General features: G+C 72.2%; 16 protein-coding genes. 8 read left to right on the top strand and 8 right to left on the bottom strand.

What is annotated here, in order from left to right:
• Positions 1 to 85: 85 nt before the first annotated feature.
• Both ACH4E7_RS43300 and ACH4E7_RS43295 read right to left on the bottom strand, forming a co-directional pair.
• Complete coding sequence (locus ACH4E7_RS43300; RefSeq protein ID WP_396254717.1) at positions 86 to 268, bottom strand: hypothetical protein; 183 nt, start codon at positions 266 to 268, stop codon at positions 86 to 88.
• Between the two features lie 161 nt (positions 269 to 429).
• Positions 430 to 648: a hypothetical protein gene (locus ACH4E7_RS43295; protein WP_396254716.1), complete on the bottom strand. Its 219-nt coding sequence runs from the start codon at positions 646 to 648 to the stop codon at positions 430 to 432.
• Positions 649 to 1,273: 625 nt separating this feature from the next.
• Between ACH4E7_RS43295 and ACH4E7_RS43290 the strand changes: the two genes are divergently transcribed.
• The gene (locus tag ACH4E7_RS43290) at positions 1,274 to 1,633 is read left to right on the top strand and encodes a peptidase inhibitor family I36 protein (RefSeq protein WP_396254715.1); all 360 of its coding nucleotides are present in this window, start codon (positions 1,274 to 1,276) and stop codon (positions 1,631 to 1,633) included.
• Between the two features lie 8 nt (positions 1,634 to 1,641).
• Positions 1,642 to 2,550: a hypothetical protein gene (locus tag ACH4E7_RS43285; protein ID WP_396254714.1), complete on the top strand. Its 909-nt coding sequence runs from the start codon at positions 1,642 to 1,644 to the stop codon at positions 2,548 to 2,550.
• Between the two features lie 565 nt (positions 2,551 to 3,115).
• Here ACH4E7_RS43285 and ACH4E7_RS43280 read toward each other — a convergent pair.
• Positions 3,116 to 3,520: a hypothetical protein gene (locus ACH4E7_RS43280; RefSeq protein ID WP_396254713.1), complete on the bottom strand. Its 405-nt coding sequence runs from the start codon at positions 3,518 to 3,520 to the stop codon at positions 3,116 to 3,118.
• A 140-nt stretch (positions 3,521 to 3,660) separates the two neighbouring features.
• Between ACH4E7_RS43280 and ACH4E7_RS43275 the strand changes: the two genes are divergently transcribed.
• From ACH4E7_RS43275 to ACH4E7_RS43265, 3 genes are all read left to right on the top strand, one after another.
• The gene (locus tag ACH4E7_RS43275) at positions 3,661 to 4,527 is read left to right on the top strand and encodes a MerR family transcriptional regulator (RefSeq protein WP_396254712.1); all 867 of its coding nucleotides are present in this window, start codon (positions 3,661 to 3,663) and stop codon (positions 4,525 to 4,527) included.
• A gap of 681 nt (positions 4,528 to 5,208) precedes the next feature.
• Complete coding sequence (locus ACH4E7_RS43270; protein ID WP_396254711.1) at positions 5,209 to 7,452, top strand: ArnT family glycosyltransferase; 2,244 nt, start codon at positions 5,209 to 5,211, stop codon at positions 7,450 to 7,452.
• Between the two features lie 136 nt (positions 7,453 to 7,588).
• A complete protein-coding gene (locus tag ACH4E7_RS43265; protein ID WP_396254710.1) occupies positions 7,589 to 8,518 on the top strand; it encodes an MFS transporter in 930 nt (309 codons plus the stop codon).
• 579 nt (positions 8,519 to 9,097) lie between these two features.
• Here ACH4E7_RS43265 and ACH4E7_RS43260 read toward each other — a convergent pair.
• Entirely contained in the window at positions 9,098 to 9,784 is a 687-nt protein-coding gene (locus ACH4E7_RS43260) for a hypothetical protein (protein WP_396254709.1), read from the bottom strand.
• 509 nt (positions 9,785 to 10,293) lie between these two features.
• Here ACH4E7_RS43260 and ACH4E7_RS43255 point away from each other — a divergent pair.
• Positions 10,294 to 11,220, top strand: coding sequence for a hypothetical protein (locus tag ACH4E7_RS43255; protein WP_396254708.1), 927 nt, complete (start codon positions 10,294 to 10,296; stop codon positions 11,218 to 11,220).
• 143 nt (positions 11,221 to 11,363) lie between these two features.
• On the opposite strand, the gene ACH4E7_RS43250 is transcribed toward ACH4E7_RS43255, so the two are convergent.
• Positions 11,364 to 11,543, bottom strand: a complete 180-nt coding sequence (locus ACH4E7_RS43250; RefSeq protein ID WP_396254707.1) for a hypothetical protein — start codon at positions 11,541 to 11,543, stop codon at positions 11,364 to 11,366.
• A 196-nt stretch (positions 11,544 to 11,739) separates the two neighbouring features.
• Here ACH4E7_RS43250 and ACH4E7_RS43245 point away from each other — a divergent pair, with 196 nt between their 5' ends.
• Complete coding sequence (locus ACH4E7_RS43245) at positions 11,740 to 12,252, top strand: SigE family RNA polymerase sigma factor (protein WP_396254718.1); 513 nt, start codon at positions 11,740 to 11,742, stop codon at positions 12,250 to 12,252.
• 55 nt (positions 12,253 to 12,307) lie between these two features.
• Positions 12,308 to 13,486 (top strand): LCP family protein, encoded by a 1,179-nt coding sequence (locus ACH4E7_RS43240; protein ID WP_396254706.1) that lies wholly within the window; start codon positions 12,308 to 12,310, stop codon positions 13,484 to 13,486.
• A gap of 64 nt (positions 13,487 to 13,550) precedes the next feature.
• Here ACH4E7_RS43240 and ACH4E7_RS43235 read toward each other — a convergent pair whose 3' ends face one another.
• The 3 genes from ACH4E7_RS43235 to ACH4E7_RS43225 all read right to left on the bottom strand — a co-directional run bounded on the left by ACH4E7_RS43235 (position 13,551) and on the right by ACH4E7_RS43225 (position 16,657).
• Positions 13,551 to 15,104 carry an FAD-dependent monooxygenase gene (locus ACH4E7_RS43235; protein ID WP_396254705.1) on the bottom strand — a complete coding sequence of 518 codons (1,554 nt, stop codon included), beginning with the start codon at positions 15,102 to 15,104 and terminating at the stop codon, positions 13,551 to 13,553.
• A complete protein-coding gene (locus tag ACH4E7_RS43230; RefSeq protein WP_396254704.1) occupies positions 15,101 to 15,715 on the bottom strand; it encodes a PadR family transcriptional regulator in 615 nt (204 codons plus the stop codon). The genes ACH4E7_RS43235 and ACH4E7_RS43230 overlap by 4 nt, the downstream gene beginning before the upstream one ends.
• A 117-nt stretch (positions 15,716 to 15,832) precedes the next feature.
• Entirely contained in the window at positions 15,833 to 16,657 is an 825-nt protein-coding gene (locus ACH4E7_RS43225; protein ID WP_396254703.1) for a hypothetical protein, read from the bottom strand.
• Between the last annotated feature and the right edge of the window lie 290 nt (positions 16,658 to 16,947).

The following is a 16,947-nucleotide window of genomic DNA, read 5'->3' as shown; positions in this document are numbered from 1 at the left end:
CAGAGCTCAAACGGCTCCGGTGAGAGTAGTGCTCACCTGCTGGCGGCTACGGGCCGTAGTCTCCCTCACGGCCCGTCGAATCCCATTAGGCGTGGGTGTGCGGGACGGGTTCGCCGGTGACGGCGTCGGCCAGGGCCCGGGTGCCCAGTGGCTGGTGCAGGACGGCCTTGAGCTCGGCGATGCCGCCGTCCTCGCACCCGATGTCCGGGCCCGAGGCGTCGCGGCGCTTGAGCAGCAGCGTGACCTGTTTGCCTGTCTCCCGTGCCACCAGGTCGGGCCGCCGGCCCGCCCGACTGAGCGCTCACGAGGACGCGGCCCGCGACTACGTCGACCTGGCCGTGCCTCTGCTGCCCTCCGGGCCGCTGACCGCCGACGGGACCCGGTGGTGAGCTCCGTTCCTCCCCGAGGGCCGATCAGCCCCGCGGGTCACTACTCGAAGAAGTCCCGTACCACCCGCTCGGCCGCCTCGTCCGCGGCCGCGTCAGGCGACAGCTCATCGAGCGTGTCCAGATCGGTGTCCTCGCTGAGTTCGGTCTCCCAGGCCGCAGCCAGTTGCTCCTGCCGCTCGCGTGGCTGCGCCTGCACCTTTTCGAGGCTGGCGGGGCTGAGGGCGGCGAGGAAGCGCTGGAGTTCGTCTTCAGTGGGCATGGGGGCCGGCCTTCCCGGGGAGGGGTTCGTGTTCACGTGACACATGTTCACTGGTAGGTATCCCAGGGGATACGCGCAATGCGCGCAGCGGAGGCGGGAGTCACCCGAGCGCAGGCCTGGCCAGTTCCAGCGTCTGCTGCGCTCGCACGCCACCTCGAACGAGGCGCTGGGTGGCTCGGCCAGGATCGGCCCGCCGGCAGCGCCTCACTCCGCATCTACCAGAGTGAGGCGCCGCGCGGACGATCCGGTCCGGCCCCGCTCACCCGGCTCCACTCACCTGGTCACCAGAGAGCCTCATGTGCCGTCGAGCTGCCTCGGGATCACCGAACAGGACCGCTGTTCGGCCGTTGCCTTGCCGGAACCTCGCAGTGTCCCACCCGAGTCCCACGTCTCAGAGATCTTGTGAAATCCCGGGTGAAGGCGCAGGTCAGGACCGTGGAACGGCGTCTCAGCGTCTCACCGCAGTCCGGGACGGCGGCCGCAGCGAGGAACACGAGGCAGGCTTGCCACTCGCCGACAGAGCATCAGACCCGTTCGACACGACGGACCATCAGGCCCGTTCGGTCCGACGGAGCATCATGCCCGGCGGTACACGACAAGTTCCACGATTTCGAGGATCCCTGACATGTTCAAGAAGACCGTCGCCGCGCTCGCGGTCGCCGCTGGCGTCGCCCTCACCATGGCCCCCGCCGCCCAGGCCGCGCCGTCCAACTGCAACGCCGGTGGCCTGTGCGTCTACTACGACGCCAACTACAGCGGCAACGTCCAGACCGTGTACCAGGACAACGACGACCTCAGCATGTACGCGAACTTCAACAACAGCCTCGGTGGCTCGGCGTTCAACAACGGCAACAGCTGCAACGTCGTCGTCTACGCCCAGAAGTACGCGCAGGGCCAGGGCTGGATCCTGGACCGCGGCCAGGGCTGGACCCAGATCGAGAACAACCTGCCGCAGATCCTTTCCAACCGCTGGTGCACGGTCTGACCCACCCCATGAAGACCAGGATCACCCTCGCCCTCGCGGCGGTCCTCCTGGGCATCGGTGCCGCCGGATGCTCCTCGTCCGGCGGCACCACCTCGCCCGGCCCCCAACCGCGACCCTTCGGCGGCGTCACCCACTACGACGAACAGCAGCGCACCGCCCTGCACAACGCCGAGGAAGGCCTCATCGCCGCCTGCATGCGCAGCCGCGGCTTCGACTACCGCCCGCAGGGCCTCGCCACCGGCGACCACCGGGTCGACGCCAACCCCTACGGCCTGCTCACCGTCGCCCAGGCCGCCAACGACGGATTCGGCCTGATCAGCACCGCGCTGAACATGAAGCGTCCCGACGACCCCAACCAGGACCAGGCCGCCAACGAGGCGTGGAAGGCCGCACTGCTGGGGACCGAGGCCCACCGCGTCACCGTCGACCTGCCCGACGGCCAGCAGTTCTTCTACAACAGCGACTCCTGCCTCAGCCAGGCCGACGACTCCCTCTACGGCCCCGACTACTTCCGCGCCTTCAACACCTTCCAGGTGTTGAGCAGCAAGGTCGTCACCGGGGTCCAGGCCGCCGCCCGCTTCGCCGCCGCCGAGAAGCGCTGGCACGACTGCATGGCCACGGCCGGAGAGCCGTCCGACCACCTCGTCGACCCGATCGCCTCGATCGACCAGCGGGTGAAGCAGGACGGCTCCGACCCGGCGAAGACCCACGGCCTCATCGGCCGTGAGCTCTCCCTCGCCAAGACCTCCGCCCGTTGCCAGGACCAGGCCGGCTTCGCCACCACCGTGGAACAGATCCAGTCCGACGTCGAGAAAACCGTGATCGGGACCAACCAGCCCCTCCTCGACCAGCTGCGCACCCTGCGGCAACAGGCCCTCGCCCGCGCGAGCCACCCGACCTCGACCGGCACCCCCTGACGGCAGCCCCCCGCTCCGCCGAGCCCCGCGCTCGGCGGGCCGCCCGGCCATGCCCACTGGAGGGTTGTCCAGCACCTCGCAGCGCAGAGTTCCTGGATCCTCTGGTCGAGCCCGTCCTGGCGCCGAAGCGTTCCTCCGTTCCATGCGCGGGGTCGGGTCGTGCGGTGGGATCGGTGGCCAGCGCGAGCAGGTCGGGGAGCACCTCTCGGTGTCCGCCGTGCCGTGCTCGGGAGGTCAGGCGTTCTGCAGATGTCCCCCCCACCCAAGCACAGTGGGAATCCACTTCGGGAGGTCGTGGTCGGCCGGTGCTTCGGTGGTCCGTCGTGGGGGGCAACGCGTGGCCGGTGATCAGGCACGCCGGTTCCAGCCGCCGGCCCGCGGAAAGTCCCCGACATTGTCGGGGACTTTCCGCCGTGGTTCCGGTCCCCTGTCCTGGTCGGCGGGTCGCCCGGGCCTTCGGAGGGTGGCCGGTGTTGCTGCGCCGGCGCAGGCCCGGCCGGTCGAGTCCGGAGAACGCTGCGCGGGCCGCCGCCCGTGCGTCCCCGCCCGGCGGCACGACCGGGCTCTACGCCTCGGGCAGCGGCTGGACGGTCAGGTGGTAGTCCTGCAGGATCCGGCCGTCGTCGTCCAGCACGAGGAAGACCCGGGCCGCGAAGGCCACCTCGTCGACCCGGGGGCCCTTGGCGTACGTCAGCTGGATGGTGAACATGACGACGTCGTCGTGAACGCTGACGTGGTCGTCGTCGGTGACGTGGTAGTCGCCGGTGGCGACGAACAGCCCGTACGCCTCGGCGACCCGGTCGACCAGACCGGCTCGGCCGCGGAACTGAGCGCCTTCGACGAACTCGACGCCGTCCGCAACCCACAGGTCGGCGACGGCGCGCTCGCGTGCGGCCGGGTCCGGCTCGCCCCACACGGCGACGTAACGCCGCACGATCCGGTCGACGTCGATTGCGGTGGTCTGCGACATGGCGGGCCAACTCCCTTGTTCGGTAGGTGATCGACGGCCGGGCTCCGGCCGTGGCACCAGACTCCCGGCGGCCGTCGTGGGAGAGTCAAGGAGAGGGTGCCGCCGAACCCTCCCCCTACGGGAGGCCGCACAATCGACGGGTGACGAGCCACCTGTCGATCGGCGACTTCTCCCGCGCCACCCACATGACCGTCAAGACCCTGCGCCACTACCACGAGATCGGACTGCTGGAACCCGTCGAGGTCGATCCCCAGACCGGCTACCGGCGCTACTCGACCGAGCAGATCCCCACCGCCCAGGTCGTGCGCCGCTTCCGGGACCTCGGGATGCCCCTGGAGGAGATCAGGACCGTCCTGGCCGCCTCCGACGTCCCCACCCGCAACCAGCACATCAACGCGCACCTGCACCGGCTGGAGGAGGAGTTGGGCCGCACCCGACGCGCGGTGGCGGCACTGCGCGACCTCCTGTCGCCACCCGTCGGCGGGGACTCGCCCGCGATCGAGCTGCGCAGCGTCGGCGCGGTCCAGGCCGCGGCGGTCACGGCGACGGTCGATGCGCAGGACGTCGGAGCCTGGTTCCAGGGCGCCCGCGGCGAGTTGTTCGCGACCGTGGCGGGCCAGGGGCTGCGGGAGACCGGCCCGGCGGGTGGCGTGTACGCGGACGAGTTGTTCACCCTGCACCGGGGGCAGGCCACCGTCTTCGTTCCCTGCGACGGCCCCGTCCGGCCGGTCGGCCGGGTCGAACCGCTGCTCGTGCCACCAGGGGAGCTCGCGGTGATCGAACACTGCGGTCCGCCCTCCGAGGTCGACCGCGCCTACGGCACGCTGGCCGCCTACGTCGCACGCCACGCGCTCGCCGTCGACGGCCCGATCCGCGAGTACTACCTGGTCGGCCAGCGCCACACCCCCGACAGCGCACTGTGGCGGACCGAAGTCTGCTGGCCGGTCTTCCGTACCGCCAGCGGTGCAGGACGCCGGCCGTCTGGCGCTACGGGGAAACGCGCTTGATCCGGCGTACGTTCTCCCGGCCGCAGGCCGCGCAGACGATCCACTCGCATAGCCAGCCGTCCCAGACGAAGGCCTCGCTCGCCCGGTTGCAGTCCTCCCAGCCGCAGAACAAGCAGTCTCCGTCTTCGCCGGTCAGGCGCCGGAACGGGTGAAGGATCGGGCGGCCTCGGAGATCAGGACGCGCCAGGAACCCGCAGCCGGGGCACTTCCACCACTCGTTGGTGCCTCCGTACGCCCCGGACCGGGTGATCTCCTGCACCAGGGGCCGCGCGCACTGCGGACAGAGCCTCGGCAGTGCGTCGCCCGTTCCGCCCGCATCCTCGATCTCCACGCGGCTCCCCCCAGCCGATCCGTCTACGGCGTCAGCCTATGCCGCCGACGGCGAGGGCGGCGTGGGCTCGGTGCGACTGAGGGGCTCGGTCCGCATGTAGCGCCCTGGGCGCCGCCTACTGGTATCTCCGAAACACCCGGGCCGGGCGGCCGCTTCCCCCATGGCCGCCCGGCCCGGGGGCATGCGCGGGCGAGTGGGGTGAGGGGCCCGACCAGGAGGTGCACCGATTTTTCACAGGTCGGGCGGATAACGGGGCGGGGTGGGCCGATCGGTGCGCCGCAGGTATAAAAATGACCAAACCGGGGCGCTTTCCAAGGGATCTCTCATGGAGGCATCCGAAGGTGCCGACCATGGCTATCAATGTCCTCACCGCCCCCAGGGAGACCCCGTCTCCTCCGCCGCGTGGCCGCCGAGCCCCGTGGACGTCACCCGACGGCCAGCCGGGCTACGCACGGCCCGTGCTGCTCGCGATCGCGGCCGTCGCCGCCGTGCTGTACGCGTGGAACATCAACCACAGCCAGTACCACAGCTTCTACGCCGACGCCGTGCGCAGCATGACGGAGAGCTGGAAGGCGTTCGTGTTCGGGTCGTTCGATCCGGCGGGCACGATCACGCTGGACAAGCTGCCCGGGTTCCTGTGGCCGCAGGCGCTGTCGGCGCGCGTCTTCGGGTTCCATCCGTGGGCGCTGACCCTGCCACAGGTGGTCGAGGGCGTGCTGTCCGTCCTGGTGCTGTACCGGGTGGTGCGGCGGTGGGCGGGGGCCAACGCGGGGCTGCTCGCGGCTGCGGCCTTCACGCTGACGCCGGTGGCCGCGGGGCTGTTCCGCACCGCGGTCGAGGACGCCGCCTTCACGCTGCTGCTCCTGCTCGCGGCGGACGCGGCGCAGCGGGCCGCCCACACGGCGCGGCTGCGTCCGCTGCTGCTGGCCGGGGTGTGGGTGGGGCTGGCGTTCCAGACCAAGATGCTGGAGGCGTGGGCGGTGCTGCCCGCGCTCGCGGCGGTGTACCTGCTCGCGGCGCCGACCAGTCTTCGGCGGCGGGTCGGGCACGTCGCGCTGGCCGGGCTGGTGACGGTGGTGGTGTCGGCCTCGTGGATGCTGGCGGTCACGGTGACCCCGGCGCAGGACCGTCCGTACGTGGACGGCACGACGGACAACTCGGCGTTCAGCATGGTGGTCGGCTACAACTTCCTGAACCGGTTCTCCTCGGTGGGGATGAGCGCGGCGCAGACGGGCAGCGTGCAGGCGGTCCGGGGCGGCGGCGGGGGCGGGGGCCACGCCGGCGGGGCCGGTGCGGATGGCGGTGCGGGTGCCGGTAGGGGCTCGCACGGTGGTCAGGGCACGCAGGGCTCTCAGGGTTCGCAGGGCTCTCAGGGTTCGCCGGCGCAGGCCTCGTCCCAGGGCCAGGGCCCCGGCGGCTGGGGTGGTCAGGGCGGCGGCGCGGACGACGGCGGCTGGACGAAGATGTTCGGCTCGCAGTTCGCTCCGCAGACCGGCTGGCTCTACCCGCTCGCCGCCGTCGCGCTGCTGTGCGGGCTGGCCTGGCGGCGGCGCGAGCCGCGCACCGACGTGCTGCGGGCCGGCTACGTCCTGTGGGGCGCCTGGCTGGGCGTGTTCTTCCTGGTCTTCAGCGCGGGCAGCGTCGGCGGTCACAGCTACTACATGGGTGTGATCGCCGCTCCCCTGGCGGTCCTGGGCGGCGCGGGGACGGTCCTGCTGTGGCGGGGCTTCCGCGAGGGCGGCGCCCGGGCGTGGGCGCTTCCCGCCGCGATCGCCGGGACGGTCGCCTGGTCGGCCTACCTGGCCCGGGAGTTCCCGACCTTCCTGCCGTGGCTGGCGCCGGCCGTGATCGGCCTGGGCGTCGTGGCGCTGGCGCTGCTCGCGGCGGTCGCGCTCAAGCGCGTCACCGGGCGGGGGTTCGCGCTGGCGGGGCTGCTGGCGGGTGTCGCGGCGATGCTGGTCGCGCCGGGCGCCTGGGCGTCGTCGGTGCTGAGCTCGGCGTACGGCAACTCGGGCATGGGCACCGTCGGCCCCTCCGGGGGCGGGCACGGCGGGGGCGGGCGGCACGCGTCGCCGAAGGGGTCCACTGCCGCCATGGCCGCGCTGCGCGCGCAGTACGGCGGGGGCGGGTTCGGCGGCTCTTCGGAGCACCTGACGGCGCCCGAGCAGGCCCTGTTCGACTACCTGCAGGCCCACCGGGGCGGCACCCGCTACCTGTTCGCCGCCTCCAGCTGGAGCGCCGCCTCGCCGTTCATCCTGGCGACGGGCGAGGAGGTCCTGCCGATGGGCGGCTTCAGCGGCTCGGCGCCCTCGCCGACTCTGGCGGAGTTCCAACAGCTCGTCGGGAAGGGAGAGTTGCGCTACGTCCTGCTCGGCGCCGACCGGCGTGGCGGTGGCAGCGGCGGTGGCGGCGAGTCGGCGGGAGTGACGACGACGGCGCAGATCCAGTCCTGGGTGCGGAGCGCCTGCACCCAGGTGCCGACCACCGACGTGCTCGGCACGGCGCCGGCCGCGGCGCCGGCCGCCGGCGGCGGGCGGGCCGATGACGGCGGCGTCATCGGCCAGCAGCTCTACCTCTGCACGCACGCGGGCTGAGAACCGCCCCGGGAGGCCGACTTCACCGGCCTCCCGGGCCTAGCGGCCGAAGCCCCGGGGCACGGTGCGGGCCGCCTCGACGACCTTCACTACCGGCTCCACGCCCGCACCCCCGGGCCTGTGATCTCACGGGGTCATGGCCCTGTTGTCAGCCTGGCGCGTGCTCACGCCCGAGCGGGGTGTCGGCCTCGGCGAGGGGACCGACGTGGTGGGCGCGCTCCTGGTCACCTCCGCGCTGATGCTCGGCGTTTACACGATCGTCGAGACCACCGACAACGGCTGGATGTCCGCGCACACGCTGAGCTTCGGCTTCGTGGCACTCGCCCTGCTCCTGGCGTTCGTCGCCCGCCAGGCGAAGGCGCCCCACCCGCTGCTGCCGCTGCGTGTGTTCCGCTCGCGCAACGTCTCGGGAGCGATGGCCATCCAGGCCCTCATGGTGGCTGGGATGTTCAGCTTCCAGTTCCTGTGTGTCCTCTACCTGCAGAAGGTGCTCGGCTTCGACGAAATACACACCGGCCTCGGGATCTTCCCGGTCTCGGTCGCGATCGGCGCCCTGTCCCTCGGCCTCTCGCCGAAGCTGATCGCGCGCTTCGGTCCCCGTGTCGTACTCCTTCCGGGACTCTCGCTGATCGCGGCAGGTCTCGCCGCGCTCGGCCGCGTACCGGCGGGCGGCACCTACGCCGTGGACGTCTTGCCCGCGCTGCTGCCGCTCGGCATCGGCTTCGGCCTCGCGATGCCGGCGCTGGCCACACTCGCGATGTCAGCGGCCACACCCCAGGACTCGGGGGTCGCCTCCGGCATGTTCAACACCATGCACCAGATCGGCGCCGCCTTCGGCCTCGCGGTCCTCAGCGCGCTCGCCAACGCGCACACGGACGCCCTGTTGGGCGACGGGGCAAGCGCCGCCTCGGCACTCACCGGTGGCTACCGGCTCGCCTTCCGAATCGGCGCGGGCCTCGTCTCCGTCTCCCTCCTCCTTGCCGCCGCCCTGCTGCGATCCCCCGCCCCGACGCGACATCCGGCGGCGATCGAGGAGAAGCCGCTCGCCGAGAACGCCGCTCACTGACCAGGTGGCGACGCCGTCTCGGGCTGGGAGGATCGCCGTGCTCGCAGGAGGGCAGGCGCCTCACCGGTCAGCCTGGCCGGCGGGTTTTGGTGGTGGAGATCCACACCCCGAGCTTCACCTCCACCACGCTGTCCACGTCGGGGATCTCCTCGACGTGGCCGCGCGCCACGGTCACCGACCCGGTCCGTTGCCGATACTGGGCGAGCCCGGCCAGCGCCTGTGTCTGATGCCGACACGATAAAAGATGAGTGCTGTGCGCCTCTCTGCCCGATATGCCGTGTCCGGTGTCGCCCCGGCGAAGTGGTTCTCGGCCGCCTCATATGGGCGGTCGCTCTCCCGCCTGCCGGCGACACCGCCACCGTCCAGTCCGCACTGTCAGTCGACGACGCCACCCCGCGCGTGCAGGATCTCGGCGACAGCCTGCTCGTTGTCCGGGTCCAGGGCGGACAGGGCTCGCGGTGTCGGTCTGGAGGACAGGCATCCGCGCTCTCATGCCAGGTCACCCTGGCCGCGCGGTGCTCGGTGATTGAGGTCCAGATGAGGGCGCGGGGCCGGGATCTGGTGGCCCCGCGCAAGCGGTTATCGGGAGAAGTAGGTCTTGACGCTGACGGCCGGACCGCCTGAGTACTTCTGTACGGCCGTTTCGGCGTCTCCCGATACAGTCACAGAAGAGGTGCCCCCGGCCGGAATCGTAGTCAGCCCGCCGATCGGGACCACCTCAATCGCCTGCTGAGGCGATCCGGGTTTCGGCTGGTCATAGACCAGATAGACGACGCGGACCGATACCGCCGTGTTGTTCGGGTTCTTCAGAATGACCTGGTCGAAGGCATCGAACTTGCTCATGGGCTGACCGGCGGCGTCTGCCGGCTTGGCCTCGATGCCGGACGCATCGGCCGGAAGATTCGCCGGGGCAAGCTCTTTGACGGTCACCCTGACATCGGCGACCTGGCTGGCGCCGGCTCCGCTGAAAGCCAGGACGTCGTAGCCCCCGCCGGGTTGGACGATGAGGCTGCCTCGGTCGCTCCCATAGGCGGTCGTGACCCGCACGTCAGGCAGATCCTTCCCGGTGCTGTCCACCGCTGTGATCGCCAGGGTGGGCACCACGCTCGTCCGTCCGCCGTTGTCGATGAGGAGCGTCTGATCGATGTACTCCTGCTTGCCGAGCGCGTGGTAGCTGAAGGACAGCGGTGTGACCGCTGGGCTTGCCGCAGGGCTTGTTGCGACCGGTGCGGAAGCCGACGACGCCGCACTGCTCGTGGCATTCACGAGTGGCGATGCCGCTGCGGCTGGACTCGTAGAGGCACCACTTGGACTGCAGCCGGCCAGTGCGACGACGCTGAGGACAATGCCTGCAACCGTCGCGCCCCGCCAGTGTCGAACGAAAGATCGATCAATGCTTGGCATTGCCGGAGACTAGCGCAGGCTGGGGACGCGAGAGGTCGACGGGCCCGCCCGCACCGAGGACGCCCCCGCCCCGGACGAGAACCAGCTCCCCCTCCTGTAGACCGGCCCAGCATCAGACGGAGGACTCTACGCACCGACCCGTCATCAACCCAGGGTTGACGCGCACCCCGGAAGCCCTGGAGCCGCTCTGAAATCCGATGGATCCTCCGCCGCAAGCGAGGCACAATCCCCGGGAACCGTGGCGAGGGGGAGCTTGTTTGGACGTGTTCGCGTGTGCCGGGTGCTGCACCGAGTTGACGGCACCGGTGTCCCGGGTCGCGCTCCCCGTCCACACCCACCACGGGGGCTGGGAGGAACTTCATCCTCCGCTGATGGAGCCGGCGACGTACGCCGTCGACCCACAGCCCACCGGACCGCCCTGGCGGTTGTGGGAGGACGTCGGAGAGGAAGCCGCTGCCCGCCAGGGGGTATATGCGCCGGTGTACTCCGTCTCCTTCGGCGCGCGGAACAAGATCGTCATCGCGCCCGGTGACTCCCGGTCAATGACTCTGATCCTGGAGAAGTGTGAGGGCTACTGCCGGGGCGTGGACGGCCGGGCCGGGCCCAACCTGGCCTGCGCGGGGTGCGGACGGGCCGTGGCGACCCGGATCGACGACTGCGGCTCGTGGCAGACAGTGTGGCTGGAGCCCGACGCGGTCGTACGCCGTCCCTCGGAGCTCCCGGCCGACCCGCTACCCGACTGGGCGGACCTGGAGCGTGCCGAGCACCGCGTCCCGCCCGTCGAACTCGACGGGTCGTGGAGCCGCCGCTGGGAGGCCGCGGTCGGCGTCGCGCTGGCCCACCTCGTGGCGGCCACCGAGAACCACCCGGTGACCCTCCCCGCCGGCCCCGTCGCCGAGCTGCTCGGCCACGCCGTGGCCCGCTACCTCCCGCCCGGGCCCGACCCCCGCTCAGTGGGTTTGGCCGGCCCGGGCATCCCCGAGCCCCGGCCCCGCCCAGACGTCCTCCTCGTCCCCCGCCACCCCGGCACGGGCGAGCCGTGGCGCCCACCTGATGGCGATGCGACGGTGGTGCCGCTGGACAGCGGAGTCTGGGCGTACCTCACCAGCCCCGGGGAGACCTCGCCGACGCCCGCCACCGGGGTGCTCCCGGAGGGTGTCCTGCGCGACGACTACCCACTGCCATCGCGCCCCTGGTACCCCCTGGAACCCCACCACGGCGCCGTCAGGGACACCCTGGTCGGGCTGCCCGCGATCCGTGGCCCCCGGCTGCGCAGGTATCACGACGCGTGCCGATGATGAATGCCTGATGGGCGATGGCGGGGCCACTTCGAACCGTCCCGCGTCCGTATCCGTCCCTCCGGTGGTCGGCTTCACGGTGGCGAGACGTTAAGTCCGGGGCTGCGGGTGCCGGCTCGGTGTTCGAGTCAAGGAGCCGTTGTCTACTGGCCGTCGGCCTCCGGGAGGGGTTGGACCACGCTGGTCCAGGGGGAGTCGCCGGTCTTCTGGAACGCGCGGACTCTCCAGCGTCCTGCGGGCAGGTGGACGGGGGCTTGGTCCGGCTCGCCTCTGCCGTCCGGGTAGGGCATGCCGAGGTTCTTGCCGGCTTCGGCCGCATCCATGAGGGCCGCCGGTCGATAAGGCTTCGCCGCTGAGCTTCGGGCGGCTGCTGTTCCGGTGCGCCTCGGGTGCCGGTCGGGGGGACTTCACGGTCCGTCGAAAATTCTTTGAAACATCCTGGCGCCCTCGGGACGTCATAGGGCGGATATCGCGAGGGGACGGGAGAGGGCAGTGGGAAAAGCTCGACGGCGGGCGGCCATGGAGGAGGAGTTCGTCGCGTTCGCGACGGCCCGCTCCGGGCCGCTCTACCGGTCGGCGTACTTCCTGACCGGAGGCGACGCACACCTGGCCGAGGACCTGGTGCAGGAGACCCTGGGCCAGATGTACGCGCAGTGGCACCGGCTGTACCGGCCGAGTTGGGCCGGCCGGATCGACAACGCGGCGGGGTACGCGCAGACGGTGCTGGTCCGGGCGTTCCTGACGCACCGGCGCAGGCGCAGCAGTACCGAGCGGCCCAGCCGGGTGCTGCCGGAGGTGTCGGCACACGAGCGGGACGCGGCGCTGCGGCTGGCGCTGGTCGATGCGCTGGCCCAGTTGCCGCCGCGGGACAGGGCGGTGGTGGTGCTCCGGTACTGGGAGGACCGCAGCGTGGAGGAGACCGCGGCGATCCTCAAGGACAGTTCGTCGGCGGTTCGGACCAGGTGCACCCGGGCGCTGGCCCGGCTGCGGTCCCTGCTGGGGGCGGATCTGGCGGAGTTGGTGGCGCCGTGAGCGAGCGGGGCGAGTCGGTTGTCATGGGCGGATCTTCGGTGAGTGGAGTGGTGAAGTGACCGACGGGGACGAGGAGTTCGAGATGCGGTTGAGCGCGGCGTTCGGACGGGCCGGCGCCGACCTCGGAGCGGACGGGGCTGCCCGGCTGGTGGACGGTGGACTTGAGACCGGACGGCGGCGCAGGCGGGGACGGCGGCGCACGGTGCTGCTGGCCGGCGGGCTGACGCTGGCCGTCGCGGTGGGGGCGAGCGCGCTGACCGTCCCGTCCGCGGTGCCGGGGCGGGCCTCGGGGGCGTTGGCAGCCGCCTCCTCGGCGGGCGCGCCGGCGCCGCTCGACCACGGGGTGACCATTCTCCTGATCGGGCTGCGGTCGACGACCGACGCCCAGGGGCGGCCGGCGCCCGCCGACCTGCGCCGCGGGGAACTCCACGCCGGGGACGGCGACGTGGACGTCGCGGACACCCTGGTTCTGGTGCACATCCCGGCCGGTGGGGGGGCGGTGCGTCAGCTGTCGATTCCCCGGGACGTGCTGGTCGACGCGGGCGGCGGCAAGCAAGTGAGTATCAACCAGGTCTACTCGCAGGCCGAGACTGCGGAGCTGACGCGACTGCCGGGCCAGGGGGTCTCCGGAGCCGAACTGCGCTGGCGGGGACGGGAGGCCGGGCGGGCCGCACTGATCCGGTCGGTACAGGAGCTGACGGGGGTGCCGGTGGACCACTTCGCGGAGGTTTCGATGACCGGGTTCTACCGGGTCGCGCAGGCTGTCGGTGGGGTGCCGGTCTGTCTGAACCACGCGGTGGACGACGTGTGGAGCGGAGCGAGGCTGCCCGCCGGGCGGTCGGAGCTCGGGCCCGCGCAGGCGCTGGCCTTCGTCCGACAACGGCACGGGGTGGGCGACGGATCGGACCTGGGGCGGACCCGGCGCGCGCAGGCGTTCCTCGCGGGGGTGCTGCAGAAGCTGCGTGACGGTGGGGTGGTGGGGGACGCCGGGAAGCTGGGGGCACTGTACGACGCGTTGAAGGACGACCTGGTGGTCGACAAGGGGTGGAGCCCGGTGGACTTCGTCCGCCAGGTGCCCGCGCTCGCGCGGGGGCAGGCGGCGGCCTCGACGCTGCCGGTGCAGACGAAGGGGGCGGCGCTGGTGGCGGAGCAGGGGAAGGCCAAGGAGATCCTGACCAGCAGTGAGGGTGCGGGCGGAGCCCCGGCCGGGAGCGGAGTGCCCTGCGTCGACTGAGAAGGGGACGCCGTGAGCTGGGCGGCGCGACCGGCCTCGGGACGCATGCCGTGGGCTCGCCCGCTCAACGGTGGCCAGTCCTCGGGGTACCGCCAACGAGTGCCGCCGGGCGCCCGAACCAGCGCGCGAGGGTCTCCCGCAGCTCCTCCGCGGCTGCGTCTACCGGTGTCGACGGGGCGCCGATCCACGCTGCGTGCCCGTCCGGACGGACGAGGACCGCGTGGGCGCGCTCCAGGGCGTGCGGGTGGGTACGGGCGGTCGTGACCCGGTCCGCCCATGGACGGGCGGCGGCGGAGAGGGTGTGCGAGCCCGCCGCGCCGTTGAGCAGCAGTGCGCCGCCGGCCGACCGGGTCAGCAGCGCCGTAAGGCGGTCCTCGCCGTCCTGGCCCAGCGAGATGTCCGGCACCATCCGTCCCACCCACGGGTGTCCGGGGTCTCCGGAGGCGGGGTAACGGGTGCCGACAGCGGTGATCGCCTCGGCCAACGGCCCGGCCGTGTCCCCGGACTCGGCCAGCTCGGCGAGCAGATCGCGGACGGGCGCCAGGCGGTCGTCGTCCCCCTTCGCCTGGGCGAGCACCGCCTGCGCGCGGGTGTTGCGGAGTAGGCGTCTGCCGGCCGCGTGGCGCTCGTCGTGGTAGGTGTCGAGCAGCGTGTCCGGCGCCTGCCCGCGCGCCACCAGGGCGAGCTTCCAGCCCAGGTTGACGGCGTCGTCGATCGCCGCGTTGACGCCGATGGCGCCGGCCGGGGGGTGGATGTGCGCGGCGTCCCCGGCGAGTAGTACCCGGCCCGTCCGGAACTGCTCGGCGAGCCGCGCCGCGTCCCCGTACCGGGTCAGCCACAGCGCCTCGGCGATTTCGGCCCGGTGTCCCAGCGCGGCCTCGATCGCGCGTTGGAAGGAGTCGAGCGGCACCGGCTCGTGCGGGTCTGCGGGCGGTGCCGGGTCGGCGGTGATGAGACGGACGTAGCCGGGGCGCGGGATCGCGAACACCGAGCGGCCGCCGGGCCCGGTGTTGGGGCCGAACGAGACGGCCGACGGGTCGGTGAGGGCCACGTCCCCGAGCAGGGTGAACGTGCGTGCGGGTGTCCCGGGGAAGCCGATCCCGGCCGCCTTGCGCACCGTGCTGCGGCCCCCGTCGCAGCCGACCAGCCATCGGCAGCGCACGGTTGACGGGCCGTCCACGCCGTCCGTCTCGACCGTCACGCCGTCACCGTCCTGCCGCAGCCCGGTGAGGCGCCGGCCTCGGACGAGGCGCGCGCCCAACCCCACGGCCCACTCGGCGAGCAGCTCCTCCACGCGGGTCTGGGGGATGCCGAGGGCGTAGGGGTGTTCCGTGCGCATGGCGGCGAGGTCGAGGCGGGAGGGGCCGACGAACATCGTCGTCGGGACGGTCGGTCCCTCGGCGAGGAAGCGGGCGGCAAGGCCCCGGCGCTCGAGCAGCTCCAGGCTCCGGGCGTTGAGGTTGAACCCGCGGCAGAAGCCCGGCGGTTCGGGCTCCCGCTCCAGGACCAGCGCCCGCACCCCCGCGCGCCCCAACTCCCCGCCGAGCGCCAGCCCGGCCGGCCCGGCTCCGGCTATCAGGACGTCGACGACCTCGTCCTTCGAGGCGGTGTCACTCATCGTCCGCCCCGTTCCGGCCACGTCAGCGTCCCGCGCTCGATCTCGTCGGCGGTGCGCTCCACCCAGGCCAGCTCGGCCTGTGCCATGGCGGCGGCGTACTCGGCCTCGATGACGAACAGGCGCGGCGCGTTGTGCTCCTCGCGGGCCGCGCGGTAGCCCTCGGCGTCCTGCGCGATCCGCTCCCGCAGCGCGGCGGCCCGCTCGCGCAGCGCCCCCGCCGCGCGGACGCGGCCCAGCGCGCCGAGGTATCCGACGGCGGAGAGGAACCGCGGGTACTCGGGTGAGGGCTCTCGGATCAGCTCGTCGAGCCAGTCGGTGAAGCCGTCCCGCCCGGCGGGGGTGTGGCGGTAGACGGTGCGGGCCGGGCGGTTGCCGACCTGCTCGGTGCCGTCCGCCTCGATCCACCCGTCCCGCGTGAGCGCGCGGACGGTGTCGTAGAGCGATCCGGTCGTCAGCTTGAACGTGCGATCCATGCCGCGCTCGCGGAGCGCGCCGGCCATGGCATGGGGGTGCATCGGCTGCTCCAGCAGCAACCCGAGTACGGCAAGGGCGAGGGCGTTGGCGGGGCGTTTCGGGGGCTTCTGGACGGCGGGGGGTTCACGGGTGGGCATGGAGCTCCAGTGCGTCGGCCCGGTGAGATACTCGGTATCGATTACTTGGATCCGAGCATATGGCGCGAGGATACCGGGTGCAAGGGTGTGGGAGCAGGTGCGACGACGGTGACCGCGTCAGCGGGTGCGGAGTTCCGCCTCGGCCGTGACCGCCAGGGCGACGACGGTCAGCAGGGACAGCAGCGCCAGAGCCGGGGTGAAGCTGCCGGTGAGGTCGACCAGCAGGCCGAGTACGGGCGGCACCGTGACGATGGCGATCTGGTTGACGGACATGGCCAGACCCAGGGCGAAGCCGGTCCTGCCCGGCGGGGCCGCTTCGGTGACGTAGGCGACCCACGGGCCGTACCAGCCGAAGCCGAAGAAGCCGAGCCAGACGCCGCCCGCGGCCACGATCAGGCGGGAGTCGGTGGTGGTCAGGGGGGTCGTGCGGGGCTGGGTGCGAATGTCAGAGGCCCCGCCTCCACCGCCGCCGAAGTGGCTGGTGCCGCCGCCGTTGAAGCCGCCGACGCACTGCGAGCCGGGGATGCAGGCGGGGAAGCCACCCATGGGGGTGCCACCGACCTCGACGTAGAGGGTCTGCCCGCCGGACAGTCCGGTGAGCGTGCCCGAGACCTGGGAGCCCCGGCCGCCGGACGTGTTGTGGACGCCCTCCCGGCCGCCTGCGGCGCCGATCGCCGTGACGTCGACCTGCGTGACACCGGCCGGGATGGTGAACGTCTGCTCGGCGCCGGTGAACGCGAACGTACAGGTGGTGGTGGGGCCGGACACCGTACAGGTGCCCTGCGCGTGAGCGGGCACCGACAACGCCACCGGAGCGACGGCCGCGGCGCAGAACACACCGGCCGCCACGGCCAGCACCCGGCCCCGACGCCCGGCCGAACCGGCACGATGCCCGGTACCGGGACCGGGTCGGCCGACGGCCCCCGACAGTGAGAACGTCACGATCAACTCCAGAAGACGGAAGAGGGTCTCTCGGCGAGGGATCGCCTTCCGCCACTGCCGATCACGCGACCAGGGGCCGCGGCCCCCCGTCGAACCGACACACCGTCGGTTCACACCGGCGGTCCCCGGGCCGAGCCTTCGCCAGCACCCGGGCCCGAGCGCACAATCACGGTCCCGAAGCAATCACCCGAGTGCTCTCAGAGGGCGGTACGTGACCTGATGTCCGGTTCGGTGTCGCCTGATCGTGTGACTGTGGGGACTCCCAGCCGGTCGACGGGCTTGGCCGTGCT

The sequence above is a fragment of the Kitasatospora sp. NPDC018058 genome (assembly GCF_044327205.1).
Classification (GTDB): Bacteria; Actinomycetota; Actinomycetes; order Streptomycetales; family Streptomycetaceae; genus Kitasatospora.
Note: the sequence above shows the minus strand (reverse complement) of the source record. Positions and strands in the feature narration are given on the sequence as shown.